Origin of the sequence: Burkholderia multivorans ATCC BAA-247 (assembly GCF_000959525.1) — a bacterium.
Taxonomy (GTDB): Bacteria; Pseudomonadota; Gammaproteobacteria; order Burkholderiales; family Burkholderiaceae; genus Burkholderia; species Burkholderia multivorans.
The window spans coordinates 1,006,036-1,031,553 of sequence record NZ_CP009831.1 but is presented as its reverse complement, the minus strand read 5'-3'; the positions used below and the strand labels follow the sequence as shown (position 1 = coordinate 1,031,553).

The 25,518-nt window shown below is 68.6% G+C and carries 20 protein-coding genes; 8 read left to right on the top strand and 12 right to left on the bottom strand.

From position 1 onward, the window contains the following. Positions 1-351 precede the first annotated feature (351 nt). Positions 352-1,038 carry an alpha/beta hydrolase gene (locus NP80_RS06890; RefSeq protein ID WP_006410151.1) on the top strand — a complete coding sequence of 229 codons (687 nt, stop codon included), beginning with the start codon at positions 352-354 and terminating at the stop codon, positions 1,036-1,038. Positions 1,039-1,227: 189 nt separating this feature from the next. On the opposite strand, the gene phnY is transcribed toward NP80_RS06890, so the two are convergent. Together phnY and NP80_RS06880 are read right to left on the bottom strand one after the other, a co-directional pair. Beyond that, on the bottom strand, positions 1,228-2,682 hold the full coding sequence (gene phnY, locus NP80_RS06885; protein ID WP_006410146.1) for a phosphonoacetaldehyde dehydrogenase: 1,455 nt from the start codon (positions 2,680-2,682) through the stop codon (positions 1,228-1,230). A 28-nt stretch (positions 2,683-2,710) separates the two neighbouring features. Next, complete coding sequence (locus NP80_RS06880; protein WP_006403854.1) at positions 2,711-3,040, bottom strand: GNAT family N-acetyltransferase; 330 nt, start codon at positions 3,038-3,040, stop codon at positions 2,711-2,713. Positions 3,041-3,295: 255 nt separating this feature from the next. Between NP80_RS06880 and pdxR the strand changes: the two genes are divergently transcribed. The 5 genes from pdxR (at position 3,296) to NP80_RS06850 (ending at position 9,282) form a co-directional block, all read left to right on the top strand. Beyond that, a complete protein-coding gene (gene pdxR / locus NP80_RS06875; protein WP_006410147.1) occupies positions 3,296-4,825 on the top strand; it encodes a MocR-like pyridoxine biosynthesis transcription factor PdxR in 1,530 nt (509 codons plus the stop codon). Between the two features lie 182 nt (positions 4,826-5,007). After that, positions 5,008-5,412, top strand: a complete 405-nt coding sequence (locus NP80_RS06865; protein ID WP_006410152.1) for a nuclear transport factor 2 family protein — start codon at positions 5,008-5,010, stop codon at positions 5,410-5,412. A 135-nt stretch (positions 5,413-5,547) separates the two neighbouring features. Then, a complete protein-coding gene (gene xsc, locus NP80_RS06860) occupies positions 5,548-7,365 on the top strand; it encodes a sulfoacetaldehyde acetyltransferase (RefSeq protein WP_006410150.1) in 1,818 nt (605 codons plus the stop codon). 118 nt (positions 7,366-7,483) lie between these two features. Beyond that, positions 7,484-8,518 carry a phosphate acetyltransferase gene (pta, locus tag NP80_RS06855; protein WP_035946834.1) on the top strand — a complete coding sequence of 345 codons (1,035 nt, stop codon included), beginning with the start codon at positions 7,484-7,486 and terminating at the stop codon, positions 8,516-8,518. Next, on the top strand, positions 8,515-9,282 hold the full coding sequence (locus NP80_RS06850) for a sulfite exporter TauE/SafE family protein (protein WP_006403859.1): 768 nt from the start codon (positions 8,515-8,517) through the stop codon (positions 9,280-9,282). The genes pta and NP80_RS06850 overlap by 4 nt, the downstream gene beginning before the upstream one ends. 85 nt (positions 9,283-9,367) lie before the next feature. Here the strand turns inward: NP80_RS06850 and NP80_RS06845 are convergent, their stop codons facing one another. Continuing rightward, positions 9,368-11,089 carry a cobaltochelatase CobT-related protein gene (locus NP80_RS06845; protein WP_045593277.1) on the bottom strand — a complete coding sequence of 574 codons (1,722 nt, stop codon included), beginning with the start codon at positions 11,087-11,089 and terminating at the stop codon, positions 9,368-9,370. Then, entirely contained in the window at positions 11,086-12,072 is a 987-nt protein-coding gene (locus tag NP80_RS06840) for an AAA family ATPase (protein WP_006403861.1), read from the bottom strand. The genes NP80_RS06845 and NP80_RS06840 overlap by 4 nt, the downstream gene beginning before the upstream one ends. A gap of 188 nt (positions 12,073-12,260) precedes the next feature. Here NP80_RS06840 and NP80_RS06835 point away from each other — a divergent pair, with 188 nt between their 5' ends. After that, positions 12,261-13,013, top strand: coding sequence for an IclR family transcriptional regulator (locus NP80_RS06835; RefSeq protein WP_006403862.1), 753 nt, complete (start codon positions 12,261-12,263; stop codon positions 13,011-13,013). Between the two features lie 14 nt (positions 13,014-13,027). Here NP80_RS06835 and NP80_RS06830 read toward each other — a convergent pair whose 3' ends face one another. The 8 genes from NP80_RS06830 to NP80_RS06800 all read right to left on the bottom strand — a co-directional run bounded on the left by NP80_RS06830 (position 13,028) and on the right by NP80_RS06800 (position 24,461). Continuing rightward, positions 13,028-13,975 (bottom strand): dimethyl sulfoxide reductase anchor subunit family protein, encoded by a 948-nt coding sequence (locus NP80_RS06830; RefSeq protein WP_012217222.1) that lies wholly within the window; start codon positions 13,973-13,975, stop codon positions 13,028-13,030. A 66-nt stretch (positions 13,976-14,041) separates the two neighbouring features. Further along, positions 14,042-14,785 carry a 4Fe-4S dicluster domain-containing protein gene (locus NP80_RS06825; protein ID WP_006410978.1) on the bottom strand — a complete coding sequence of 248 codons (744 nt, stop codon included), beginning with the start codon at positions 14,783-14,785 and terminating at the stop codon, positions 14,042-14,044. Between the two features lie 16 nt (positions 14,786-14,801). After that, positions 14,802-17,738 carry a molybdopterin oxidoreductase family protein gene (locus NP80_RS06820; protein ID WP_006410977.1) on the bottom strand — a complete coding sequence of 979 codons (2,937 nt, stop codon included), beginning with the start codon at positions 17,736-17,738 and terminating at the stop codon, positions 14,802-14,804. 208 nt (positions 17,739-17,946) lie between these two features. Further along, positions 17,947-19,368, bottom strand: a complete 1,422-nt coding sequence (locus NP80_RS06815) for an amino acid permease (RefSeq protein WP_006403866.1) — start codon at positions 19,366-19,368, stop codon at positions 17,947-17,949. A gap of 191 nt (positions 19,369-19,559) precedes the next feature. Beyond that, on the bottom strand, positions 19,560-20,969 hold the full coding sequence (locus NP80_RS06810) for an NAD(P)/FAD-dependent oxidoreductase (protein ID WP_006410975.1): 1,410 nt from the start codon (positions 20,967-20,969) through the stop codon (positions 19,560-19,562). 2 nt (positions 20,970-20,971) lie between these two features. Beyond that, positions 20,972-21,331: a hypothetical protein gene (locus NP80_RS31210; protein WP_006410979.1), complete on the bottom strand. Its 360-nt coding sequence runs from the start codon at positions 21,329-21,331 to the stop codon at positions 20,972-20,974. A gap of 45 nt (positions 21,332-21,376) precedes the next feature. After that, entirely contained in the window at positions 21,377-22,681 is a 1,305-nt protein-coding gene (locus tag NP80_RS06805; protein WP_006410976.1) for an MFS transporter, read from the bottom strand. Positions 22,682-22,808: 127 nt separating this feature from the next. Then, the gene (locus tag NP80_RS06800; RefSeq protein WP_006410542.1) at positions 22,809-24,461 is read right to left on the bottom strand and encodes a GMC family oxidoreductase; all 1,653 of its coding nucleotides are present in this window, start codon (positions 24,459-24,461) and stop codon (positions 22,809-22,811) included. A 181-nt stretch (positions 24,462-24,642) separates the two neighbouring features. Between NP80_RS06800 and NP80_RS06795 the strand changes: the two genes are divergently transcribed. Beyond that, positions 24,643-25,464: an IclR family transcriptional regulator gene (locus NP80_RS06795; RefSeq protein WP_006410541.1), complete on the top strand. Its 822-nt coding sequence runs from the start codon at positions 24,643-24,645 to the stop codon at positions 25,462-25,464. Positions 25,465-25,518: the final 54 nt, after the last annotated feature.

The following is a 25,518-nucleotide window of genomic DNA, read 5'->3' as shown; positions in this document are numbered from 1 at the left end:
GATTTTCGGCGGATTGCCGTTAACTTTCGCCCTTCCGTGTCGGGCAAAGGCGCTGCGCGCCGCACGTCGCTTGCGGTATGGCGCGGTTCAATGACTCATCGATAATCGATCGAAAATCGATTCTTCGATTATCGGCAAACGTTTTCGCATTCCCGAATACCGATTATCGCGCGGTTTTTTATCTACGGCGCGTCGGTCGTCCAATGGGCGGCACGTCGTCACGCCCCCACGTCGTCGATGTGCGCGAGGCCACTCATGCGGGAAAAGAAACGGACTCGTTCCGCCGCGCGCGTTCACGCGCGCACCGCGACGCACTAGACTGTCAGCTTCGTCCTGTTCCGGAAGCTCACGATGACCGACGTTCTGCCGCTGACCACCGATCCCGAATCCGGCCTGCAGTATCGGCTGCGCGCCGCAACCGGCACGCGCCCGGCCGCGCGCCTGTTGCTGCTGCACGGCGTGGGCGGCAACGAAACGAACCTGCTGCACGTCGCCGACGCGATCGACCCGCGCATCGAGATCGCGTTCCTGCGCGCGCCGCTCGGCTTCGGTCCCGGCCAGCATGCATGGTTTCCGGTGCGCTTCGGGCCGAACGGCCCTGAGATCGATCCCGCGCGCGCGAACGCGAGCCGCCTGAAACTGATCGCGCTGCTGCACGCGTTCCGCGCGCAGGACGGCGCGGATGCCGCGCTGCCGACCGTGATCGCCGGCTTCAGCCAGGGCGGCATCATGAGCGCGAGCGTCGCGCTCACGTCGCCGGCCGACGTCGTCGGCTTCGCGGTGCTCTGCGGACGCATCCTGCCCGAGATCGATCCGCTGATCGCGCCGCGCGACGCACTGCGTTCGCTGCACGCGCTGATCCTGCACGGCGACGCGGACGACAAGCTGCCCGTCACGTGGGCCGAAACGGCCGACGCGAAATTGACTGCGCTCGGCGTCGCGCACGACACGCGGCGCTATGCGGCCGGACACGAACTGACGGCCGACATGGTGCGCGATTTCGGCCGGTGGGTCGGCAAGCGCGTGGGGTTGAGCTAACTTCGTCTCCGCGCGATGCGTGCGCGTCGCGCCGATGTCGGGTGGCGCGATGCTGCACGCATGCGATCGCGCGCAGTGCCTCACGCGTCAAGAATCGACGATCGCGCAACGCCGGCCCCGCTTCGGCACGCTCGCATGCAACATCGATCCTGTTAGCCGCGACGATCGCAGCGGAACGACACGCGTCGCTCACCACGGCAGCGAATACGTCTTCACGTTCGTGAAGCTCTTCATCGCCTCCTGCACGCCCTCCTTGTAGCCGAGCCCCGAATCCTTCACGCCGCCGAACGGCGTCAGTTCGAGCCGATAACCCGGCACCTCGCGCACGTTCACGCTGCCCACCTCGAGTTCGGTGATGAAACGCGTGATGTAGTCGAAGCGGTTGGTGCAGATCGACGACGACAACGCATAGTCGGTGCTGTTCGACATCCGGATCGCTTCGTCGATGTCACGAAAGCGCATGATCGGCGACACGGGCCCGAACGTCTCGTACTTCACGAGCGACATGTCGGGCGTTACGCGATCGACGACCGTCGGCGAATAGAGCGCGCCGTCGCGTACATTGCCGACCAGCAGCCGCGCGCCGCGCGCGATCGCATCGTTTACGCGCGACTCGCAGAACATCGCGGCCGCTTCGTCGATGACCGTGCCCATGTCGTTCGACGGATCGGCCGGATTGCCGTACGACCACGCGCGCGTTTTCTCGACGACGAGCTCGGTGAAGCGATCGGCCACCGCCTCGTGCACGAGCATCCGCTTGATCGCGGTGCAGCGCTGCCCGGAATTCTTGTACGAGCCCGACACCGCAAGCGTGCTCGCTTCGTCGAGGTCGGCATCTTCCATCACGATGATCGGATCGTTGCCGCCGAGCTCGAGCACGGCACGCCGATAGCCCATGCGCGATGCGATCGACTTGCCGATCGACACGCCGCCCGTGAACGTGATCAGATCGATCGCCGGATTCGTCACAAGCTCGTCCGCGATCTCGTTCGGGTCGCCGGTGATCACCTGCAGCATCTGCGGCGGCAGGCCCGCTTCATAGAGGATGTCCGCAAACAGGTAGCACGACAGCGGCACCTTCTCCGACGGCTTCACGACGATCCGGTTGTTCGTCGCGATCGACGGCACGACCTTGTGCGCGACCTGGTTCATCGGATGGTTGAACGGCGTGATCGCCGAGATCGCGCCGAGCAGCGGCTCGCGCTGCGTGTACACGCGGCGCTTCTTGCCGTGCGGCGTCAGATCGCAGGAGAAGATCTGCCCGTCGTCCTTCAGCACTTCGCCGGCGCCGAACGTCAGCACGTCGGCCACGCGCCCCGCTTCGTAGGTCGAATCCTTGATGCACAAGCCCGCTTCCGCCGTGATCAGCGCGGCGATCTCGCCCGTGCGCGCACGCACGATGTCGGCCGCGCGACGCAGGATCGCCGCGCGTTCGTGGCGCGTGAGCGTCGGCCGATACGCGCGCGCCACCGCGAACGCGCGCCGCACGTCGTCGAGCGTCGCTTTCGGCACCGTGCCGACGAGCGTGCCGTCGTAGGGGTTGCGCACGTCGATCGTCGCGTCGCGCCACACGCGTTGCCCGTCGATCCGCAACGCTTCGTGCCGTGCGTCCGCGACGGGAATCGACTTCAGCACCGTGCTCATGAGGTCTCCCTTTTTCTGTCGTTGTTCGTCAGTCGACGACGACGATCCCTTCGTGCGCGAGGCAGCGGCACAGCGTCGTCCATGCCGGCGAATCGGGCCGGCCGTGCGTGTGCGTATCGATACGAATCGGCTCGCCGAGCACGCGCGACACATGCGCGAGCAGCGTATGCGCGATGCCGCTGCGCCGGTACGCGGGCTCGACATAGAGCCGCACGAGCAGCGGCGTACGCGCACTGTCGTCGATGCTTAGCTCGCCGACCGCTTCGTCGTCGCGATACGCGACCGCCAGCGCCTGCGCATCGTCGAACACGATGCGCATCACGCGCGCGCAACGATCCCTGAACACGACGACGTGCATCACGCTCCCTCCGCTCCGCTTTCGCGACGCACGCCGCGCGTGCGTCGTCCCGCGCCTGCGTACCGGGGAGTTTTCCGGATCGTGCAGCGGCGACGAGTTCAGTATCGTCTTGCCACGTCGGTGCGCAGTAGTACCAGACGCCGCCTTTCATTGAGTCCACATCTGGGTCGCGGCGCGCGTATGCTCGCGATACCGCGCGCCCGCCGCGGGACCGCGCGATGCGCCGCGGTGTCCGCCACGTTCGAAGGAGAAAGCATGTCGAGCCGTACCCCGACCGCGTTATGGGCGCAGCAGTTCCGGCGGTCGTCGACGTCGAAGACGAGCCTGCAGGACCAGATCCGGCGCATGCTCGTCGCCGCGATCCTCGACGGTCAGCTTGGGCCGGACGCCGCGCTGCCGTCGAGCCGCGAACTCGCCGACCAGCTCGGCGTCGCGCGCAACACGGTCGTGCTCGCGTACCAGATGCTCGTCGAAGAGGGGTACCTCATCTCGCGCGAGCGCAGCGGCCACTTCGTCAATCCGAAGATGCTCGAAGGGCTGCCGGGCTTCACGCCGGCGCCGCCCGAAGCGAAGCCGGACAGCGACGACGATGCGGGCCGCCCCGCGTGGCACGAGCGGATCGCGCATCCGCCGTCGAGGCAGCGCAACATCGTGAAGCCCGCGAACTGGCAGCACTACGAATTCCCGTTCATCTATGGGCAGTTCGACCAGTCGCTGTTTCCGACCAACGACTGGCGCGAATGCTGCCTGAAGGCGCTGTCGGTGATGGAGATCCGCAACTGGGCGCCGGACCTGATCGAACGCGACGACGAATCGCTGATCCAGCAGATCCGCACGCGCGTGCTGCCGCGCCGCGGCGTGTTCGCGATGCCGGACGAGATCGTCGTGACGAACGGCTGTCAGCAAGCGCTGTACCTGATCGCGGATCTGCTGTGCGGCAAGCACACGACGGTCGGCTTCGAGAATCCCGGCTATCCGGACGCACGGAACATCTTCGAAAACCGCAACGCGCGGCTGCTGCCGCTGCCCGTCGACGGCAACGGCATCGCGCCCGACGAGCAGGATGCGGCACTCGCCCGCTGCGACTACGTGTACGTGACGCCGAGCCATCAGTGTCCGACCACCGCGACGATGCCGGTCGAACGCCGTCGCGCGCTGCTCGAACGTGCGCGGCAGCACGACTTCGTGATCATCGAGGACGACTACGAGAGCGAGAACACGTTCTCGGGCACGCCGCATCCGGCGCTGAAGAGCCTCGACACCGCCGATCGCGTGATCTACGTCGGCAGCCTGTCGAAGACCTTCGCGCCGGGGCTGCGGCTCGGCTACGTGGTCGGTCCGCGCGCGCTGATCCGCGAGCTGCGCGCGTTGCGGCGGCTGATGGTGCGCCATCCGGTCGCGTATATCCAGCGCGCGTTCGCGACGTTTCTCGCGCTCGGTCATCACGATGCGCTGCTGCGCCGGCTCGCGCACGCGTACAGCGAGCGCTCGCAGGCGCTGATGGCGGCGCTCGACGCGCATCTGCCGGACGCGTGCTACGTGCGCGTGACGGGTGGCGCGTCGTGCTGGGTCGAAGGCCCGCCGTGGCTGGATGCGGTGCGCCTCGCGGCCGACGCGCAGGCGGCCGGCATCCTGATCGAACCGGGCGACGTGTTCTTCATGAACGACGACGCCGATGCGCGCCGCTGTTTCCGGATGGGCTTCTCCGCGATTCCGCTGGAGCGGATCGATGCGGGGGTGCAGGCGCTGGCGCAGTGCGTGAACGGCCAGCGTCCAGCCGGATAAGGCACGCATGACGCACGCACGATCCGCGCCGCACGCGCCGAGGCCGCGCGTGCACGCTGGCCCAAGCGAAACCCTCGAACTGGCGCTACCGTCAAAAACCGCCGCTCACTAACGTGTCGATACCGCGTGCCGCATGCGTGCCAGCGCAGCGCGGCCGCCCATCACTCGACAGGAGACACGTTATGGCAGATACGCTCACCGCCCCCGCCGCCGTCACGGCCGCCACGCTCGCGGCCTTTTCCGACGCGTTCAACCGACACGACGCGAATGCGCTGATGGGCTTCATGACCGAGGACTGCGTGTTCGACGCAGCCGGCGGCCCGGACGTGCACGGCACGCGCTCCGTCGGCCGCGACGCCGTGCGCGCCGCGTTCGAAGCGGTGTTCAAGACCTTCCCCGACGCGCACTGGGGCCGCGGCCGCCACTACGTGACCGGCAATCGCGGCGTGTCCGAATGGGTATTCACCGGCACGCATGCGGAAGGCTGGCGCATCGAGGCCGAAGGCTGCGACCTGTTCGAATTCCGCGACGGCCTCATCGCCGTCAAGCGCGCGTTCCGCAAGGAGCGCCCGAAGCAGCCGGCTTGATCCGCGAATTTGAAACGAATCATTTCATTTCATTCCATATTGCCGAGCCGACAGCGGAATCGCTTGACCCGGCTTCGCCTGAAACTAGTATCCGGAACATGATGTTCCGTTAATTGAACAATCTCGGAGACACCCATGAGCGAACACACCTCTTCCCAGCGCGCGTCGTCCAGCGGCCCGCAGGACATGACGCCGTCCGAAGCCTTCGTCGAGACCCTGGCCGCGAACGGCGTGACCGACATGTTCGGCATCATGGGCTCCGCGTTCATGGACGCGATGGACATCTTTGCGCCGGCCGGAATCCGCTTGATCCCGGTCGTGCACGAACAGGGCGCCGGCCACATGGCCGACGGCTATGCGCGCGTCTCGGGCCGCCACGGCGTCGTGATCGGCCAGAACGGCCCCGGCATCAGCAACTGCGTCACCGCCATCGCGGCCGCGTACTGGGCGCACAGCCCGGTCGTGATCGTCACGCCGGAAGCCGGCACGATGGGCATCGGCCTCGGCGGCTTCCAGGAAGCGAACCAGCTGCCGATGTTCCAGGAATTCACGAAGTACCAGGGTCACGTCATGCACCCGGCGCGCATGGCCGAATTCACCGCGCGCTGCTTCGACCGCGCGCAGGCCGAGATGGGGCCGACGCAGCTCAACATTCCGCGCGACTACTTCTACGGCAAGATCAAGGTCGAGATTCCGCAGCCGCGCAAGCTCGATCGCGGCCCCGGCGGCGAGCAAAGCCTGAACGATGCGGCCGAACTGATCGCGCAGGCGAAATTCCCCGTGATCATCTCGGGCGGCGGCGTCGTGATGGCAGACGCGGTCGAGGAATGCAAGGCGCTCGCCGAACGGCTCGGCGCGCCGGTCGTCAACAGCTACCTGCACAACGACTCGTTCCCGGCGAATCATCCGCTGTGGTGCGGCCCGCTCGGCTACCAGGGCTCGAAGGCCGCGATGAAGCTGCTGTCGCGCGCGGACGTCGTGATCGCGCTCGGCTCGCGGCTCGGGCCGTTCGGCACGCTGCCGCAGCACGGGCTCGACTACTGGCCGAAGGACGCGAAGATCATCCAGATCGACGCCGATCACAAGATGCTCGGTCTCGTGAAGAAGATCTCGGTCGGCATCTGCGGCGATGCGAAAGCAGCCGCGGTCGCGCTCACGCAGCGTCTCGCGGGCCGCACGCTCGCATGCGACGCGACGCGCGGCGAACGCGCCGACCAGATCGCAACCGAGAAGGCCGCGTGGGAGAAGGAACTCGACGAATGGACGCACGAGCGCGACGCGTTCAGCCTCGACATGATCGAGGAGCAGAAGCACGAGAAGACCTTCAACGGCGGCCAGTATCTGCATCCGCGCCAGGTGCTGCGCGAGCTCGAGAAGGCGATGCCCGAGGACGTGATGGTGTCCACCGACATCGGCAACATCAACTCGGTCGCGAACAGCTATCTGCGCTTCAACAAGCCGCGCAGCTTCTTCGCGGCGATGAGCTGGGGCAACTGCGGCTACGCGTTCCCGACGATCATCGGCGCGAAGGTCGCCGCGCCGCACCGCCCGGCCGTGTCGTATGCGGGTGACGGCGCATGGGGCATGAGCCTGATGGAGACGATGACCTGCGTGCGTCACAACATTCCGGTCACGGCCGTCGTGTTCCACAACCGCCAGTGGGGCGCCGAGAAGAAGAACCAGGTCGACTTCTACAACCGTCGCTTCGTCGCGGGCGAGCTCGACAACCAGAGCTTCGCGGCGATCGCGCGTGCGATGGGTGCCGAAGGGATCGTCGTCGATCGTCTCGAGGACGTCGGCCCGGCCCTGAAGCGCGCGATCGACATGCAGATGAACGAGGGCAAGACGACGATCATCGAGATCATGTGCACGCGCGAACTCGGCGATCCGTTCCGCCGCGATGCGCTGTCGAAGCCGGTCCGCATCCTCGACAAGTACAAGGACTACGTGTAACGCCGCGTCGCCGACGCATGACGCCGGCCGTGCGCGACGCGCGTGGCCGGTCCCCGGCCGGATGCCGTGCCCCGTGCGGGCCGCCGCTTCCGGCCGTTTTTCCTTCTGCGAGTTTCCGATGAAAGCTCTCGACCGCATTCTCGAAGCCGCGCGCCGCCGGCCGATGCGCATCGCGCTCAGCGAAGCCGACGATCCGCGCGTGCTCGCGGCCGCCGCACGCGCGACGCGCGACGGCATCGCGCACGTCGTGCTCGTCGGCACGCGCGCGGCGATCCATGCGGCCGCCGCACGCGACGGCGTGTCGCTCGACGGCATGACGCTCGTCGATCCGGCCGCTTCCGCGTCGCGCGATGCGTATGCCGACACGCTCCATGCGCTGCGCAAGAACAAGGGCATGACGGCCGACGCCGCGCGCGACGCGGTGCTCGACCCCTTGTGTCACGCGAACCTGATGGTGCGGCTCGGCGACGCGGACGGCTCGGTCGCGGGCGCCGTGCACGCGACGGCCGACGTCGTGCGCGCGGCCATCCAGCTGATCGGCGTCGATCCGGCGTTCCGTCTCGTATCGAGCTTCTTCCTGATGATGCTCTGCGAACCGTTCCACACGATCAAGGGCGGACTGATCTTCTCCGATTGCGCGCTCGTCGTCGATCCGGATGCCGAGCAGCTCGCCGAAATCGCAATGGCGGCCGCCGATAGCGCGCAGGCGCTGCTCGGCGAGACGCCGCGCGTCGCGATGCTGTCGTTCTCGACGAGCGGCAGCGCGCATCACGCGGCCGTCGACAAGGTGACGGCCGCGACCGAGCGCGTACGCGCGCAGCGGCCCACGCTCGCGATCGACGGCGACGTGCAGCTCGACGCGGCGATCGTCGCGGAGATCGCCGAACGCAAGATCGTGCATTCGCAGGTCGGCGGGCACGCGAACGTGCTCGTGTTCCCGAGCCTCGAAGCCGGCAACATCGGCTACAAGCTCGCCGAGCGAATCGGCCGCGCGAAGGCGGTCGGCCCGCTGCTGCAGGGGCTGCGCCGGCCGGCGAACGACCTGTCGCGCGGCTGCAGCGCCGACGACGTCTATCACGTGATCGCGGCGACGACCGTGCAGGCGCAGGCGGCCGCGCAGCGCATCGCGGCGAGCGAGGCGGCACCCGCATGACCGCCGACAAACTCGCAATCCTGATCGCGTTGATCGGCGCCGGCAGCTACTTCCAGACCGTCACGGGCTTCGGGCTCGGGATGATCGTGATGGGCGCGACGAGCGGCTTCGGCCTCGCGCCGCTTGCGACGGTCGCGACGCTGATGAGCATCGTGTCGCTCGCGAACGGCGCGACGGCGCTGCCCGGCCGGCTCCATCACATCGACTGGCGCGCGGTCGGCGCGGCGACGCTCGGCATCCTGCCGTCGGTCGTCGCGGGCGTGGTGCTGCTCGAATGCCTGAGCCGTTCGGCGGCCGACCTGCTGCAGCTGATTCTCGGTGCGGTCGTGCTGTACGGCGGCGTCGGCGCCGCGTTGCGTCCGACGCCGCTCGACGTGCGCTCCGACAATCGCAGCTTCTTCATGAGCGGCGTGTTCGGCGGGCTGCTGAGCGGCCTGTTCGGCGTATCGGGGCCGCCGCTGATCTTCCAGTTCTATCGCCAGCCGCTGACGCTCGTGCAGATCCGCTGCGCGCTGATCGTGCTGTTTACGACGACGTCCGCGACGCGCGTGCTCTACACGTTGTGCGAAGGCCGGCTCGATCGCGACATCTGGCTGCTCGCGGCGCTCGCGACACCGGTCGTGATGCTGACGACGGTCGCCGCGCGCCGCTATCCGCCGCCGCTGTCGCCCGTCGCGACACGTCGGCTCGCGTTCGGCGTGCTGGTGGCGATCGGCTGTGGGCTGATCGCCACCTCGCTGCCGCCGCTGCTGCATCGCGCGTAAGCGGCTGCATGGCGCCCTTCGCGCCCTTCACGCCCTTCGCGCCCTTCGCGCGTCGCGCGCCCGGCGCGTCGCGAGGCTCGCGCGCTCATCGCCGTGCGCCGATCCAGCAGGCAATTTCGGCAAGCCGCTTCATGTCGGGCGCGGACGTCAGGTCGATCGCGAGCCGGTGGCGATAGTACGGACCGAGATCGAGACCGACGCCGAGCCCGAGCACTTCGACGCGGCCGGCCGCTTCCGCGCGTGCGACGACCTGCTTCAGATGATTGTCGAGATAGAACGGATCGTTCGCGAGCGCAGTCGCACCGTCCATCGGGCTGCCGTCCGAGATCACGACGAGGATGCGGCGCGCCTCCGGCCGCGCGCCCAGTCGCGCGCACGCCCATTCGACCGCCTCGCCGTCGATCCCTTCGCGGAACAGGTCGGCCTTGAACAGCGCGGCGATGCCGGTGCGCGCGTGGCGCCAGCGCGTCGCCGCATCCTTGAAGACCAGATGACACGCCTCGTTCAGGCGGCCCGGATGGCGCGGCTTGCCGCGCGCGAGCCATTCCTGCCGCACGCGGCCGCCGTTCCAGGCGCCGGTCGTGAAGCCGAGCACCTCGGTCGCGAGGCCTGCGGCGTCCCCGGCTCGCACGAGCGTATCGACCGTCAGCGCGACCGCGTCGATCCACGTCTTCATCGACCCCGAACAATCGATCAGGAAGCTCAGCGCGCAGTCGGCGCGCGGCCGCACACGCTCGAGCCGGAACAGCCGCCGCTCCGCCGGCGAACTGACCAGCTGCGCGAGCCGCCGGCCGTCGAGCCGGCCGTGCTCCTCGCCGAACGACCAGCCGTCCGTCTGCGGCACGACCAGCGCCGCACGCAGTACACGCGCGAGGCGCGGCACGTTGATCCGCTGCGCGGCGATCCGTGCGTCGAGCCGTTCGCGATACTCGCGCAGCAGCGCCGCGCGGATCTGCGCGGCCGGCTTCAGCTCGCGATCGTAGCGCGTCGTATACGCGCGATAAACGCCGTCGCCGCCGTGCAGCACCGCGCTCTCGCCCGTTTCGACGAGCGCCGGCAGGTCGACGCCCGTATCGTCGAAGTCGACCCACAACGAAAACTGCGTGAGCGCGTCGTCAGGCTCGCGCGTGTCGTTCGGATCGGTGTCGACGACCGACGCGCGTGCGTCGCGGATCATCGCCGCGATCCGGCGCGCGAGCGCGAGCGCGTGCACCGCGAATGCGCGCTGATCGTGCCGGCAGCGGCGCAGCGCGGCGAGCTGCGCGCCGATCTGCGGCACGATCGCCGCGCGCGACGCTTCGATCAGGTCTTCGGTTTCGTCGAGCACGGGCCAGCCGGACAGCCGCGACCAGGCGATCTGCACGACCGTGTACACGAGGATGCCGACATGCGTGTCGGCCTGCCCCGACAGGTGAAACGTACGCGACCAGGCTTCGAACCGGTGCCGCAGGTTCCGCACGACGCCGCGCAGCGCGGGCGGCGCGAGCGATTCGCAGCGCAGCTGCTCGAGCATTTCGAACAGCACGCGCTCGACCGGATCGTCGCCGAGCTGCGCGCGATGCAGATCGGGATCCGAATGGAGAATGCGCAATGCGGCGCCGTCCGCCGCGCCGCGCCACGACGCACGATCGTCGTCGGCCGCCTGCGCGCGCAGATGCGGCGCGTGGATCGGCAGCGGCCGAAGCGCCCGGCATACGCGGCCCGCGCGGTAGTGCAGCGTCGCGTCGCGCGTCATCGCGCGCACGGCGGCCGCGCCGAGCGTCTCGTGCGCGAGGGCGCGCCGCGCCGCGTCGCGCTCGGCGCTCACCGCGCGGCTCCCGGCTCGATGCCGACGCGCGCGCCGATCGCGAGCTCGTCGCCGAAGCAGCGTTGGTAGTACTCGGCGACGATCGGCCGCTCCGCGTCGTCGCACTTGTTCAGGAACGTGAGGCGAAACGCGAGCGCGGGATCGCGGAAGATCTGGCAGTTCTCGGCCCAGTCGATCACGGTGCGCGGCGACATCAGCGTCGACACGTCGCCGGTCGCGAAACCGTTGCGCGTGAGCTCGGCGAGGCTCACCATCGATTCGAGCAGCGTGCGGCCCGCTTCGTCCGCGAGCGCCGGCACGCGCGCGCGCACGATGCCGATCTCCTCGTCGCGCGGCAGGTAGTCGAGCGTCGCGACCACGTTCCAGCGGTCCATCTGCGCATGATTGAGCATCTGCGTGCCGTGATACAGGCCGTTCAGATTGCCGAGCCCGACCGTGTTGGCCGTCGCGAACAGCCGGAATGATGGATGCGGATGAATCACGCGGTTCTGGTCGAGCAGCGTGAACTTGCCGTCGCGCTCGAGAATCCGCTGGATCACGAACATCACGTCGGGCCGTCCCGCGTCGTATTCGTCGAAGATGAGCGCGACCGGCCGCTGCAGCGCCCACGGCACGATGCCCTCCTGAAACTCGGTCACCTGGAGGTCGTCGCGCACGACGATCGCGTCCTTGCCGACGAGGTCGAGCCGGCTGATATGGCCGTCGAGATTCACGCGCACGCAGGGCCAGTTCAGCCGCGCGGCGACCTGCTCGATATGCGTCGATTTGCCGGTGCCGTGCATGCCCTGCACGAGCACGCGCCGGTTGCGCGCGAAGCCGGCGAGAATCGCGAGCGTCACGTCGGGGTTGAAACGATATGCGTCGTCGACATCCGGCACGTGATCGTCGCGCACGCTGAACGCGGGCACCGTCAGGTCCGAATCGATGCCGAACCGCTCGCGGACCGACACCATGCAGTCCGGCTTGCTCGCTACCCCTTCCATTGCGTTGCGCTCCTCTGTCGTTGCGGGCCCGACGCGCGCCGATGCGATGCGCGTCGCCCCGTTTCCGGAACGATCCGTTCCGTTGCATGAAAGGCGGGCCGCTTCGCGCGGCACGCCGGCCCGCGCGCCGCGTGTGCGGGGCCGTTCGGTACAATGGCCGCAGTCCATTTTCCGGAACGATGCTGCCGATGCTTCCCGCCGATACGCCCACGCTGCGCGCGTTCGCGCTGCTCGAACACCTCGTCCAGGCGGGCGACGCCGTGTCGCTCGCCGATCTCGCGCGCGACGTCGACATGCCGAAGGCATCGCTGCATCGGATGCTCGCGTCGCTCGAAGCGGGCGGCCTCGTGATCCGCGAGCCGGGCCGCAAGAACGCCTACGCGGTCGGCCCGCGGCTCGCGCGGCTCGGGGCGCGCGTGATGCTCAATGCCGGCGCGCGGCGGCTGCGCCATGCGATCCTCGCGCGGCTCGTCGCCGATCTCGGCGAGACCTGCAACCTGACGATGCTGCACGACACCGACGTCGTCTATCTGGACCGCGTCGAAGCCGACTGGCCGCTGCGGCTCGACCTGAAGCCCGGCTCGCGCGTGCCTGCGCACTGCAGCGCGAGCGGCAAGCTGCTGCTCGCACTGCTGCCGCGCGACGAGCGCAACGCACTGCTGCGCGCGATGCCGTTGCCGCGCCATACGCCGAACACGATCGCCGATCCGGCGCTGCTCGAGGCCGAACTCGACCGCATCGCGCACCGCGGGCTCGCGATCGACAACGAGGAGTTCGTCCCCGGCATCGTCTGCATCGCCGCGCCGATCGTCGATGCGCAAGGCGCGTGCGTCGCCGCCGTCGCCGTGCATGCGCCCGTGTCGCGTGCGCCGCTGTCGCGGCTGCTCGACAGCGCGCCGCGCGTGCAGGAGGCCGCGCGGGCGCTCGCCGAGACGTTCTAGCACCGCGCCGCCCATCATGATGCGCGCTGGTAGTAGATGTTCTGCGGATGGCGTGCATCCGCGAAAAAGAACCAGCGCTCCGCGACGAGCCCCGCATACTGGATCACGAACGCCGCACCGAGTATCGCGGCGGCGAGCGCCGAAGTCGGCGCAAGCGCGAGCGCGCCGGTCAGCACGAACGGCACCGCGAACGCGCCGAGCAGAAAGCCGGCCTTCACCGCGCGCAGCGTGCCGGCGCCCTTGCCGTGGAAGAACTCGCGCGTATTGAACGCGCTGGCCGTGAACCCGCGCGATTTCTGTTCGACCTTCGCCTGCCGGATGCCGGTCGCGCTCTGCACGGTCGACTTCGGCCGCAGCCGTGCATTGCGCGCCAGCGACGCGAGCCGCGTCGCGCCGCCTGCGAGCGTCAGCGCGCAGGCGGCCGGCGCCAGCGCGGCGACGAGCGACGGTGCGAGCCATGCGGCGCACGCGGTCGCGAGCGTGCAGCCGGACGCGCAGCCGAGCAGCACGAAGTTCACGAGCGTCAGCGGGCTCGCCCACTCCTGCAGGAAGCGCAGGCACGCGTAGATCATCGCGGTGCAGACGAACAGCGCGACGCTCGCGAGCGCGGCCGCCGCGCCGATCGGCAGCGTGCCGCGCCAGCCGAGCGCATGCGCGGCGCCGTAGGCGAACGCGCACGCGAGAAACACCGGCAGCGCGATGCATTCGCGCGACAGCCACGACGTGCGCCACATCGCGATCGCGCGCCAGGCGCGCTCCGGATGGCCGAGATGGAAGAACGACGCGAACAGGCCGAGCGCGCCAAGCGCGACCGACAGCGCGGCGCCCGTCACGTAGAACGCGTTCCCGACGTCGGCGCCCGTCGCGCGCGCGAGCGCCTCGACCGCGACGAGCGTGAGCAGCAGGCCCTGCGCCGCGCCGCACAGCGTGGTGAGAAAAACGACCGAAAAGGCTGGACGCATGATGGTCGGCTCCGTCGATGCAGTGAAGTAAGCGTATGAAGACCGCGTGCTTGCGCTACCGCGCGCTCAGCGCGACGCGGCGAGCGCGACGAGATCGATGTCGCCGCGCGCGGCGCGCGCCTCGAACGAGTCGTCGTCGCCCGCGCTCGATGCGCTGCCGCATCCCCCGCCGCTGCCGCAGCCGCACGACGGCTGCGTCGTGACGCGCGGCAGATAGTGGTTCGACGGCCGCGTGTCCCACTCCGGCATCAGCGTATAGCCGCCGCGCTCGCGAATCGCGCGCGACACGTCCGACTCGGGATCGTGCACGTCGCCGAACAGCCGCGCGGAGGTCGGGCACGCGAGCACGCAGGCCGGCTTGCGATCGCGTTCGGGCAGCGCGGCGTTGTCGATGCGGTCCGCGCACAGCGTGCACTTCGTCATTTCCTTGCGCGCTTCGTCGAGCTCGCGCGCGCCGTACGGACACGCCCACGCGCAATACTTGCAGCCGATGCACTTGTCGTAGTCGACGAGCACGATCCCGTCCGACTTGCGCTTGTAGCTCGCGCCGGTCGGACACACGGGCACGCAGGGCGGATCCTCGCAATGCAGGCACGACTTCGGGAAGTGGATCGTGTCGGTCATCGGGAACACGCCGGCCTCGTACGTCTGTACGCGGTTGAAGAACGTGCCCGACGGATCGTCGTCGTACGGGCGCACGTCGGCGAGACTGCCGGCTTCGCCCGACGTGTTCCACTCCTTGCAGCTCGTCACGCAGGCATGGCAGCCGACACACACGTTCAGGTCGATGACGAGAGCCATCTGGGTCATGATTGCGCTCCTTCGTTTAGCGATCGTCCGACTGCGGGCCCGACGACGCGGCACGCCGCAGCCGCGCGGCAAATGCGCCGGTGCCCGCGAAATACGCCTGCACGCGCTGCAGCACGCGCGTCGAGCCGGGCAGCGCCGGCATCGGCGCGAACTGCGGCAGCGTCGTCCGCGCATCGGCCTCGGCCGGATAGATGCGCACCTGCACGTCGTACCAGCCGGCCTGCCCCGTCACCGGATCGGAGTTCGAGATGCGCGCGCCGTCGCGCGCGGCGGCCGGCAGTTCGTCGGTGATCACGTGATTCAGCAGGAAGCCGCGCTGCGATTCGCCGGCAGCGGGCCCGAGGTTCCAGGCGCCGGACGCCTTGCCGATCGCGTTCCAGGTCCACACGGTGCCGGGCTCGACGGCCTCGCTGTAGCGCGCGCGGCAGCGCACCTTGCCCCACGGCGATTCGACGTAGATCCACGCGCCGTCGTCGATCTGCTGCGCGGCGGCGGTCGCAGGATTCACGAACAGATGGTTCTCGCCGTGAATCTGCCGCAGCCACGCATTCTGCGAGTCCCACGAGTGATACATCGCCATCGGCCGCTGCGTGATCGCCGCGAGCGGATAGCGCTGCGTGTCGGTCAGGCCGCGCTCGAGCGACGGATACCAGAACGGCAACGGATCGAAATAGCGCGCGATGCGCTCGCGCAGCGCGTCGGGCGGCTGGCGCCCCGACGTGCGGCCCTGCGCGGCGAGCCGGAATTTCTGCATCACATCGGAGTAGAGCTGGATCACGATCGGCACGCCGAACTTGCGCATGCCGTTGTCGACGGCCCATTCCATGTACGGCCCGTTGCAGTTGCGCATGTATTGCAGCGACTCCGGCAGCCGGTAGTGATAGACGCAGTTGTTCTCCGCGTAGCGCTGCCACTGGTCGGGATTCGGCTCGCCGACGACGGCCTTCTCGCCGTTGCGTCCGCGCCAGCCGATCAGGAAGCCGGTGCCCGAGTCGGGCGCCGTCTGGAAGTTGACGACGAAGTCCGGATAGTCGCGGAACTTGCGCCGGCCGTCGGGCGTCGTGAACGCCGGAAACTTCAGCCGGCTCGCGAGTTCGATCAGCACTTCCTGGAACGGCTTGCATTCGCCGGCCGGCGGCACGACCGGCACGCGCACCGAGTCGACCGGGCCGTCGAATTCGGAGATCGGACGATCGAGCACCGACATCACGTCGTGCCGCTCGAGATAGGTCGTGTCGGGCAGGATCAGGTCGGCGAACGCCGTCATCTCGGACGCGAACGCGTCGCAGACGACGAGAAACGGAATCCGGTACTCGCCGTCGTCGCGCTTGTCGACCAGCATCTTGCGCACTTCCGTCGTGTTCATCGACGAATTCCATGCCATGTTGGCCATGAAGATCAGCAGCGTGTCGATCGGATACGGGTCGCCGCGCCACGCGTTCGTGATGACCGAATGCATGAGCCCGTGCACCGCGAGCGGGTATTCCCACGAGAACGCCTTGTCGAGCCGCGCGGGCGAACCGTCCGGATGCACGAAGAGGTCTTCGGGCCCGGCCGGCCAGCCGAGCGGGCCGGTCGCGAGCGGCGTGTCGGGCCGCACCTGATCCGGATCGTTCGGCGGTTTCGCCGACGGCGGCACCGCGCGCGGATACGGCGCCTTGTGCCGGAAGCCGCCCGGCCGGTCTATCGTGCCGAGCAGCGACATCAGCACCGCGAGCGCGCGGATCGTCTGGAAGCCGTTCGAATGCGCGGCGAGCCCGCGCATCGCATGAAACGCGATCGGCACGCCCTTCACCGTCTCGTGCTGCTTGCCCCAGGAATCGGTCCAGCGCACCGGCAGCTCGATCGCGTGTTCGCGCGCGACGGTCTCCATCTCGCGCGCGAGGCGGCGGATCGTGTCGGCCGCGATGCCCGTGATGTCGGCCGCCCATTCGGGCGTGCAGTGCGCGACCTGCTCGCGCAGCAGCGTGAACGACGGCGCGACGGGCGTGCCGTCGTCGAGCGCGTAGCGGCCCTCGAGCGCGGGCACCGCGCCTTCCGTGTGATGCAGCACCGCGCGCTGCGTGTTGACGTCCCACCACATGCGGTTCTGCGGATACAGCGGATTGACTTCCGGCGCAGCGGGATCGCGCACGAACAGGCCGAACGTGTCCGCGTCCTCGCGCAGGTCGACGAGTTCACCGGCATTCGTGAAGCGCGCGACGAATTCCGTGTCGAACGCCTCGTGCGCGATCAGCTCGTGCATGAGCGCCATGAACAGCGCACCGTCGGTGCCGGGCCGGATCGGGATCCATTCGTCGGCGATCGCCGCATAACCGGTGCGCACCGGATTGATCGCGATGAAGCGGCCGCCTGCGCGCTTGAATTTTGCGAGCGCGATCTTCAGCGGGTTCGAATGATGATCTTCGGCGGTGCCGATCATGAAGAACAGCTTCGCGCGATCGAGATCGGGGCCGCCGAATTCCCAGAACGAGCCGCCGATCGTGTAGATCATCCCGGCCGCCATGTTCGCCGAACAGAAGCCGCCGTGCGCCGCGTAGTTCGGCGTGCCGAACTGCTTCGCGAACAGCCCGGTAAGCGCCTGCATCTGGTCGCGGCCGGTAAACAGCGCGAAACGCTTCGGATCGGTCGCACGCAGATGCGCGAGGCGCTTTGCGAGCACGTCGAACGCGACCTCCCACGACACCGGCTCGAACTGCGCCGCGCCACGCTCCGCACCCGGCTTGCGCATCAGCGGCTGCGTGAGTCGCGCGGGCGAATACTGCTTCATGATCCCCGACGAGCCCTTCGCGCAGATCACGCCCTGGTTCAGCGGATGCGCGGGGTTGCCGTCGATGTAGCGGACTTCGCCGTCGCGCAGATGCACGCGGATGCCGCAGCGGCATGCGCACATGTAGCACGTCGTGGTCCGGATTTCGGCCCGCTCGTCGCGGGCGCGCGCACGCTGCTCCATCGTCTGTCCTCGTTCGCGAATCGCGGTGCCCGGCGGTCACGCGTGTATCGGTCCGTCTATCGTAGGCGCGGGCGCCGCCCGCAAAAAGTCGCATCCTCCGATCGAAGCTATCGGCCGGCGCGATAGTTGTTTGCACATCGGTACGCGCCGCACCCATGCAAAGGCCCGGCGGGAACGCCGGGCCTTCGGCGCTGCGTACGGCCGTGCCTCAGCGCGGCGGATACGCGATCAGGTCGCTTTCATCGAGATGCTCGCGGCGGCCGCGGCGCGTGAGCGCATAGGCGACGAGCAGCACCGCGAGGCTCGCGACGCCCAGCCACAGCGGCTTGCGCTGATCGGGAATGAAGGCCATCGCGACGAGGATGCTGATCATCCCGGCGATCGCGACCCACGTCAGGTACGGATACGCCCACATCTTCACGCGCAGCTTCGCGGCGGCGGCCGCATCGAGGCGCTTGCGCAGGCGCAGCTGCGAGAACGCGATCAGCACGTAGACGAAGATCGCGACGGTGCCGTACGAATTGACGAGGAACGCGAACACGGTATCGGGCGACACGTAGGACATCACGACCGACACGTAGCCGAACACCGTGCCGAGCAGGATCGCGCGCACCGGCACGCCGCGCTTGCTGACCTTCGCGAGCGCAGCCGGCGCGTCGCCGTGGCGCGTCAGCGCGAACAGCATCCGCGACGCCGCGTACAGGCCCGAGTTCAGCGCGGACAGCACGGCCGTCAGCACGATCGCGTTCATCACGTTCGCCGCGGCCGGCAGCCCCATTACTTCGAGCGCACTGACGTACGGCGTCGACATCTGCGGCGAATTCCACGGCACCAGCGCGACGACGAGCGCGACCGAGCCGACGTAGAACACCAGCACGCGCGTGATCACCGAGTTGGTTGCCTTCGCAACGGCCTTGGCCGGCTCGCGCGCCTCGGCCGCCGCGATCGTGACGATCTCGGCGCCGAAGTAGAAGCCGGTCGCCGCGACGGCCCCGCTCATTACCGGTCCGATGCCGAGCGGCATGAACCCGCCGTGACCGAGCAGCGTCGGCAGCACCGCCGTGGTATGCATCGACGACGGCCACAGACCGAGCACGTAGAGGCCGCCGAGGAACAGGAACACGATGATGGCGCCGACCTTGATCGACGAGAACCAGAACTCGAATTCGCCGTAGCTGCCGACCGAGATCAGGTTCGTCAGCGTCAGCACGACCAGCAGCGCGAGACTGATGATCCATGCGGGCACGTCGGGTAGCCAGAACTGGATCAGCTTCGCGCCCGCGACCGCTTCGAGCGCGACCACGATCACCCAGAAATACCAGTACATCCAGCCGGTCAGGAAACCCGCCATCCTGCCCGGCCCGCGCCAGGTGCCGAACGCGAGCCGCGCATATTCATAGAACGAACCGACGGCCGGCATCGCGCAGGCCATCTCGCCGAGCATGCGCATCACGAGCACGACGAGCCCGCCCGTGATCAGGAACGACAGGATCGCTGCCGGCCCGGTCTGCTGAATCACCACGCCGCTGCCGACGAACAGCCCGGCACCGATCACGCCGCCAAGCGCGATCATCGTCATGTGGCGCTGCTTGAGGCCACATTTCAGGTCACTCTGATTCGAGGGTTGCATGTCTTCTCCATATCCTGGTTGTCCGGAGCCAGTCGCGCGATGCGGGATGCACCGCGCGACCGCCGCCGTCGACGGGCGAGCGAGGTCCTGCGACCCCGGCCGCACGGATCGGTCTTGCTGTTGTTATTCGGTCGAGGGTTATTCGGTCGAGCGGGCCCGCGGTGTCCGCGGCGCACCGCGCGCGCTCGCGCTCAGGGCTTCTCGTCGCGCCTGAAGTACGAGACGTAGAGCATGCGTTGCCCGATGCGCCGGAACGGCGCGAACGGATGACCGGGCAGCGGCGACGTGAAGATCGGCAGCGTCTGGCGCTCGCCCTTGCCGGCGATCCGCTCGGCGAGCCGCCGGCCGGCCTGCTGCGAGTACGACACGCCGTTGCCGCCGTAGCCGAGCGCGTAGAACACCGACTGATGCGGATCGGGCTGGCAGACGCGCGGCATCATGTCGTGACTCACGTCGACCCAGCCCCACCACGAGTAGTCGATCTGCACGCCGCGCAACGCGGGAAACTTGCGCGCCATGCCTTCCTTGAGCAGATCGAGGTGACGCGGATTCGGCGCATCGCTGCCGGTGATCGCACTGCGGCTGCCGATCTGCAGCCGGCGATCGGGCAGAAAACGGTAGTAGAAGCGCAGCGTGCGCGTGTCGGTCAGCACCTGCGTCGTGCGGAAGTTGCACGCTTCGATCTCCGCGTCCGTCAGCGGACGCGTGACCATCGAATTGGACAGGATCGGCATCACCTTGCTGCGCAGCGACGGATGGAGCGTCTGCGCCGTATACGCGCCGGTCGCGATGCCGACCGCGCGCGCGCGCACGACACCGCCCGGCGTACGCAGATGATGCACGCCGCCGATCGTCTCGAAGCCGAGCACGGGGCTGCTCGTATAGACCTTCGCGCCCGCTTCGCGCGCGAGGCGCAGATAGCCGAACGCGAGCTTCAGCGCATGAATGCCGATCCCTTCGGGCTCGTGCAGCGCGCCGGCCGCTTCGTGATCGTTGAGGAATTCGCGGCGGAACGTCTCCGCGCTCAGCAGTTCGGACGGATAGCCGAACACGTCCTTCCACACCTTCGCCTCGGCCGCGAGCTTCGCCATGATGCGCGGACGGTGCGCGATGAGGAAATGGCCGCCGGGCTGCGGATCGCAGTCGATTTCGGCGACCAACGACTTGAAGTGCTCGAAGCCTTCGAGGATCTCGTCGTGCATCTTCAGCGCGACCTCCTTGCCCCAGCGCTCGATCCATTGCGAGCGAGACAGGCGGCCCGATGCGTTCTGCCCCTGCCCGCCGTTGCGGCTGCTGCAGCCCCAGCTCGTGCGGTTCGCTTCGAGCACGACCGCCTTGATGCCGTGGTCGCGGGCGAGGCACAGCGCGGTCGCAAGGCCCGTGTAGCCCGCGCCGATGATCGCGACGTCGACGTCCATGTCGCGCGTGACGGGGCCGTCGTCGGGCGGCGGGCTGCCGGCCGTGGCGACCCAGTAGGTCGGCGCGTACTGCTTGCCGCAGCCGGGGCCGGGCGACACGAGCGGATCGTAGGTCGGATCGTAGCGCGTGTCGTGCTGGCGTCCGGCCGCAAAGCCGCTCGCGGTGCGTTCGATGGTCGACATGGTCAGTCCTCCGACACGGTGGCGGCCGCGACGCCGCACGGCGCGCCGGCGGCGATTCGACTGACGGTTGCGGGGCGCGCATCCGCCGCACGGGCGCATGCTGCCGACTGCCTGTTGGTCATGCCTGTCTCCTGATCGTTCTCTTCGGGTCGATCCAGCGCAGATGCTTCAATGCGGCGATCTGTCGAGGAAAGTGTAGGCAGGCCGTTTTTTCGCAGGTAGGGCCAGTCGGGCGGATTCGCTTGGACCAGCGCGCGGCCCGTGCCGACGCGGCAAGCGCGGCGCGCGACGCGGCCGCTTCCGGTGCACGCGCGGCCACGCACGGCGATCGCGCAGATGCGACCGCATGCGGGCTGCGACATGCGCGGCGGCAATGCCGCGCCCCGCCCGCCGCGGGCGCGCGGCGATCAGGTCGCGCGCACCGCGACGCCGGCCACACCGCCGCTTTTCTCGATCGCGCGCGCGGACACGATCGACAGGAGGGCGGAGAGCATCACGTAAACCCCGACGAGCCACGGCTCGCCGCCGTTCGCACGCAGCAGCGCGGTCGCGACGATCGGCGTGATGCCGCTCGCGAAGATGCCCGACACCTGATAGACGAACGAAATGCCCGTATAGCGGACGTTCGCGTCGAACAGCTCGGCAAACAACGCGGCCTCGGGCCCATACGCCATCGCATAGAAAATCCCGAACGGAATCACGAGCGCGAGCCACACCGCGAGCAGGTTCGTCGAATGCGCGTGCAGCAGCCAGAACGCGGGCAGCACCGACAGCCCGCAGAGCGTCGCGCCCCAGCGGTACACGCGCGCGCGGCCGAGCCGGTCGGACAGGCTGCCGAACACGGGAATGAACGCACACATCACGACCGCGGCGCTCATCACGCCGAGCAGCGCGTCGCCGCGCGAGATCGACAGATTGCGCGTCATGTAGCCGATCGAAAACACCGCGAACACGTTGAAGAACACGCCGTCGATGTAGCGCGCGCCCATGCCGAGCAGGATCGCGCGACGGTAGCTGCCGAGCAGCTCGACGACCGGCAGCTTCGTGTCGCGCCGCTGCCGTTTCAGCGCGACGAACTCGGGCGTATCGGCCACGCGCGTTCGGATGTAGAAGCCGACCGCGACGAGCAGCAGCGATGCCGCGAACGCGATGCGCCAGCCCCACGACAGGAACGCGGCGTCCGGCAGCACGCGCGACAGCGCGGCGACGACGCCGGCCGCGAGACACAGCCCGATCGCGAGCCCGATCTGCGGCAGGCTCGCATAGAGCCCGCGCCGATGCGGCGGCGCGTATTCGTACGCCATCAGCACCGCGCCGCCCCACTCGCCGCCGAGGCCGATCCCCTGCAGCACGCGCAGCGTCAGCAGCAGCGCGGGCGCCCACATGCCGATCTGCGCGTAGGTGGGCAGGAACGCGACGCCGGCCGTCGACACGCCCATGATCAGCATCGTCAGAATCAGCGCCGACTTGCGGCCGACGCGGTCGCCGAGATGACCGAACAGCAGGCCGCCGAGCGGCCGCGTGATAAAGCCGACCGCGAACGTCGCATATGCGAGCATCGTCGACACGAACGCATCGTCGGCCGGGAAATACTGCTTGTCGAACACGATGCCGGCGACGACGCCGTACAGGAAAAAGTCGTACCACTCGACCGTCGCGCCGATCACGCTGGCCGCGGCCACGCGGCGGACGACCCGGGAATCGATTGCCATGCGAGCTCCTTCAGGGTGGATGCGCCGCGACCTGCCCCGACGCCGTACCGGCGGAGGCATCCGGTGAGCGCGCGGCGGCCGTCCGGGCGCAGGAGCACGGGCCGCGCGGGCGATTCGGCGTGTCGCGCTAGGCGGCGGCTTCGGCGGCCGGCGCGACGCTGCGGCCGCGGTCGGCCTCGCGTGCGTCCTCGAGGATCATGTCGGACGCTTTTTCCGCGACCATCACGATCGGCACGTTGGTGTTGCCCGACACGAGCGTCGGCATGATCGAGCAGTCGACCACGCGCAGCCCGCGCGTGCCGTAGACGCGCAGCCGCTCGTCGACCACCGCGAGCGGATCGCTCGCGACGCCCATCTTCGCGGTGCCGGACGGATGGAAGATCGTCTGCCCGTATTCGCGGCAGAACGCGAGCAGCTCGTCGTCCGTCTGCGCCTCGGCGCCGGGCCGCACCTCGCGCTTCATCAGCGACGCCATCGGCTCGGTTGCCGCGACACGCCGCGCGAAGCGCACGCCGGCCACCGTCGTGCGGCGGTCGAGCTCGGTGTCGAGATAGTTCGGCCGGATCGACGGCGCATCGCGCGCATCGTCGGTGCGGATGCGAACGGTACCGCGCGATTCGGGCCGCAGCTGGCACACGGAATACGTGCAGCCGGGAAACGGATGCACGCTGCCGCCCGCCGAATCGGCGGACAGCGTCGAGAAATGAAACTGAATGTCGGGCGTCGCCGATTCGGGCAGCGCGCGGCAGAACATGCCGCCCTGGTTAATGCCGACCGCGAGCGGGCCGCCGCGCATCAGCGCCCATTGCAGCCCCATCTTCGCGCGGCCGAGCCACGAATGCAGCGCGTCGTTCGTCGTGATCGGCTTCGTGACCTCGTAGATCAGACGAATCTGCAGATGATCCTGCAGGTTCTCGCCGACGCCCGCGCGATCGGCGACGATCGGAATCCCGAGCCGGTTCAGCAGCGCGGCGGGCCCGACGCCCGACACCTGCAGCAGTTGCGGCGACTGCAGCGCGCCCGCCGCCAGCACGACCTCGCGCCGCGCGTGCACGTCGCGCGTCTCGCCGTGGCGCACGTAGCGCACGCCGCGTGCCTGCGTGCCGTCGAACAGCACCTTCAGCGCCTGCGCATCGGTTTCGACGTGCAGGTTCGGCCGCCCGCGCGCGGGCTTCAGATACGCGACCGCAGTCGAGCAGCGCAGTCCGTTGCGCGTCGTCAGCTGGTAGTAGCCGACGCCTTCCTGATCGCCGGTATTGAAGTCGTCGACGCTGCGCACGCCGAGCCGGTTCGACGCGGCAATGAATGCGTCGACGAGTTCGTGACGCTGGCGGATCGTCGACGCCCAGAGCGGGCCGCCGATGCCGCGCGTCGGCCCTTCGCCGAGCGTGTTGTGTTCGAGCCGCCGAAAGTACGGCAGGCAGTCGCGCCAGCTCCAGCCGCGGTTGCCTAGCGCGGCCCAATGGTCGTAGTCCTGCTGCTGGCCGCGCACGTAGATCAATCCGTTGATCGAGCTGCAGCCGCCGAGCGTGCGCCCGCGCGGCCAGTACAGCCGCCGGTTGTGCATGTTCGGATCGGGATCGGTATGGAAGCCCCAGTTGTAGACGGGATGGAACATCGTCTTGCCGTAACCGATCGGCACGTGGATCCACATGTAGTTGTCCGCGGGGCCGGCCTCGAGCAGGCAGACCGTATGGCGGCCGCCGTCGGACAAGCGATTGGCGAGGACGCAACCGGCCGATCCCGCGCCGACCACGACATAGTCGAAGCTGCGTGTCATTCCGTGTCTCCGTTCCGATATGAAAATTCGGTATGTTTTGTCCAAATTTATTGAGCACACGGAGCACGTTCAAGCCGTTTTATTGTCCACGCGGGGAATGTGGTACAAAAACCGTTCAATTCGTTTCATTTCTCTCGCGGCACAGACGCGGGACGCACGACGGTCCCGACGGAGGAGACAGATGCGCGATACCGCCCCCGCGCCGCCCGACGCGGCACCCGACGACGCGCGCGTGCTGCGCGCGCTCGCCGTCCTCGAAGCGCTCGCGTCGGGCGGTCAGCCCTATACGCTGTCGCAGCTCGCCGCGCGCCTGCACATTCCGAAAGCGACGCTGCTGCGGCTGATCGAATCGCTCGAAACGCGCGGCTACGTGATCCACATGCCCGACTCGCGCGGCCACGATCGCGGCATCGCGCTCGGTCCGCGCGCCGCGCAATTCGCGCTCGCGGCGCTGTCGAACAACACGTTCACGCGCGGCTGCCGCTCGGTGCTGCGTTCGCTCGTCGACGTGCTCGGCGAGACCTGCAACCTGACCGCCCTCGACGGCGACACCGTGCTGTATGTCGAACGCGTCGAAACGACCGAACCGCTGCGGCTCGAAATGCGGCCCGGCATGCGCGTGCCGCTGCATTGCACGGCGAGCGGCAAGCTGTTTCTGTCGCAGATGAACGCGTTGGAGCGCAACGCGATGCTCGCGCGGCTCACGCTGAAGAAGATGACCTACCGGACGCTGACCGATGCGCAACTGCTCGCGGCCGAGCTCGACCGGCTGTCGGTGCGCGGTGTCGGCATCGACAACGAGGAATTCGTGCGCGGGATGGTGGCGGTCGCGGTGCCCGTGAAGGATGCGGCGAGCGGACGCGTGCTCGCGGCGCTCGCCGTGCACGCGCCGACTGCGCGCGCGACGCTCGCCGATCTGCTCGAGACGGTGCCCAAGCTGAAGGACGCGGCGAGCCGGCTCGCGCCGTTGCTGCATGCGTCCGACGCGGCGCAGCCTATGTAGACGGAACACGGCCGCGCATGGCACGCGCGGCGCAGCCGCGATGAAGACGCACGC

Excerpts from the sequence above, each read along its gene's own strand:
- NP80_RS06890 (WP_006410151.1), top strand. The coding sequence starts at position 352 with ATGACCGACGTTCTGCCGCTGACCACCGATCCCGAATCCGGCCTGCAG.
- phnY (WP_006410146.1), bottom strand. The coding sequence starts at position 2,682 with ATGAGCACGGTGCTGAAGTCGATTCCCGTCGCGGACGCACGGCACGAA.
- NP80_RS06880 (WP_006403854.1), bottom strand. The coding sequence starts at position 3,040 with ATGCACGTCGTCGTGTTCAGGGATCGTTGCGCGCGCGTGATGCGCATC.
- pdxR (WP_006410147.1), top strand. The coding sequence starts at position 3,296 with ATGTCGAGCCGTACCCCGACCGCGTTATGGGCGCAGCAGTTCCGGCGG.
- NP80_RS06865 (WP_006410152.1), top strand. The coding sequence starts at position 5,008 with ATGGCAGATACGCTCACCGCCCCCGCCGCCGTCACGGCCGCCACGCTC.
- xsc (WP_006410150.1), top strand. The coding sequence starts at position 5,548 with ATGAGCGAACACACCTCTTCCCAGCGCGCGTCGTCCAGCGGCCCGCAG.
- pta (WP_035946834.1), top strand. The coding sequence starts at position 7,484 with ATGAAAGCTCTCGACCGCATTCTCGAAGCCGCGCGCCGCCGGCCGATG.
- NP80_RS06850 (WP_006403859.1), top strand. The coding sequence starts at position 8,515 with ATGACCGCCGACAAACTCGCAATCCTGATCGCGTTGATCGGCGCCGGC.
- NP80_RS06840 (WP_006403861.1), bottom strand. The coding sequence starts at position 12,072 with ATGGAAGGGGTAGCGAGCAAGCCGGACTGCATGGTGTCGGTCCGCGAG.
- NP80_RS06835 (WP_006403862.1), top strand. The coding sequence starts at position 12,261 with ATGCTTCCCGCCGATACGCCCACGCTGCGCGCGTTCGCGCTGCTCGAA.
- NP80_RS06830 (WP_012217222.1), bottom strand. The coding sequence starts at position 13,975 with ATGCGTCCAGCCTTTTCGGTCGTTTTTCTCACCACGCTGTGCGGCGCG.
- NP80_RS06825 (WP_006410978.1), bottom strand. The coding sequence starts at position 14,785 with ATGACCCAGATGGCTCTCGTCATCGACCTGAACGTGTGTGTCGGCTGC.
- NP80_RS06820 (WP_006410977.1), bottom strand. The coding sequence starts at position 17,738 with ATGGAGCAGCGTGCGCGCGCCCGCGACGAGCGGGCCGAAATCCGGACC.
- NP80_RS06815 (WP_006403866.1), bottom strand. The coding sequence starts at position 19,368 with ATGCAACCCTCGAATCAGAGTGACCTGAAATGTGGCCTCAAGCAGCGC.
- NP80_RS06810 (WP_006410975.1), bottom strand. The coding sequence starts at position 20,969 with ATGTCGACCATCGAACGCACCGCGAGCGGCTTTGCGGCCGGACGCCAG.
- NP80_RS31210 (WP_006410979.1), bottom strand. The coding sequence starts at position 21,331 with ATGTCGCAGCCCGCATGCGGTCGCATCTGCGCGATCGCCGTGCGTGGC.
- NP80_RS06805 (WP_006410976.1), bottom strand. The coding sequence starts at position 22,681 with ATGGCAATCGATTCCCGGGTCGTCCGCCGCGTGGCCGCGGCCAGCGTG.
- NP80_RS06800 (WP_006410542.1), bottom strand. The coding sequence starts at position 24,461 with ATGACACGCAGCTTCGACTATGTCGTGGTCGGCGCGGGATCGGCCGGT.
- NP80_RS06795 (WP_006410541.1), top strand. The coding sequence starts at position 24,643 with ATGCGCGATACCGCCCCCGCGCCGCCCGACGCGGCACCCGACGACGCG.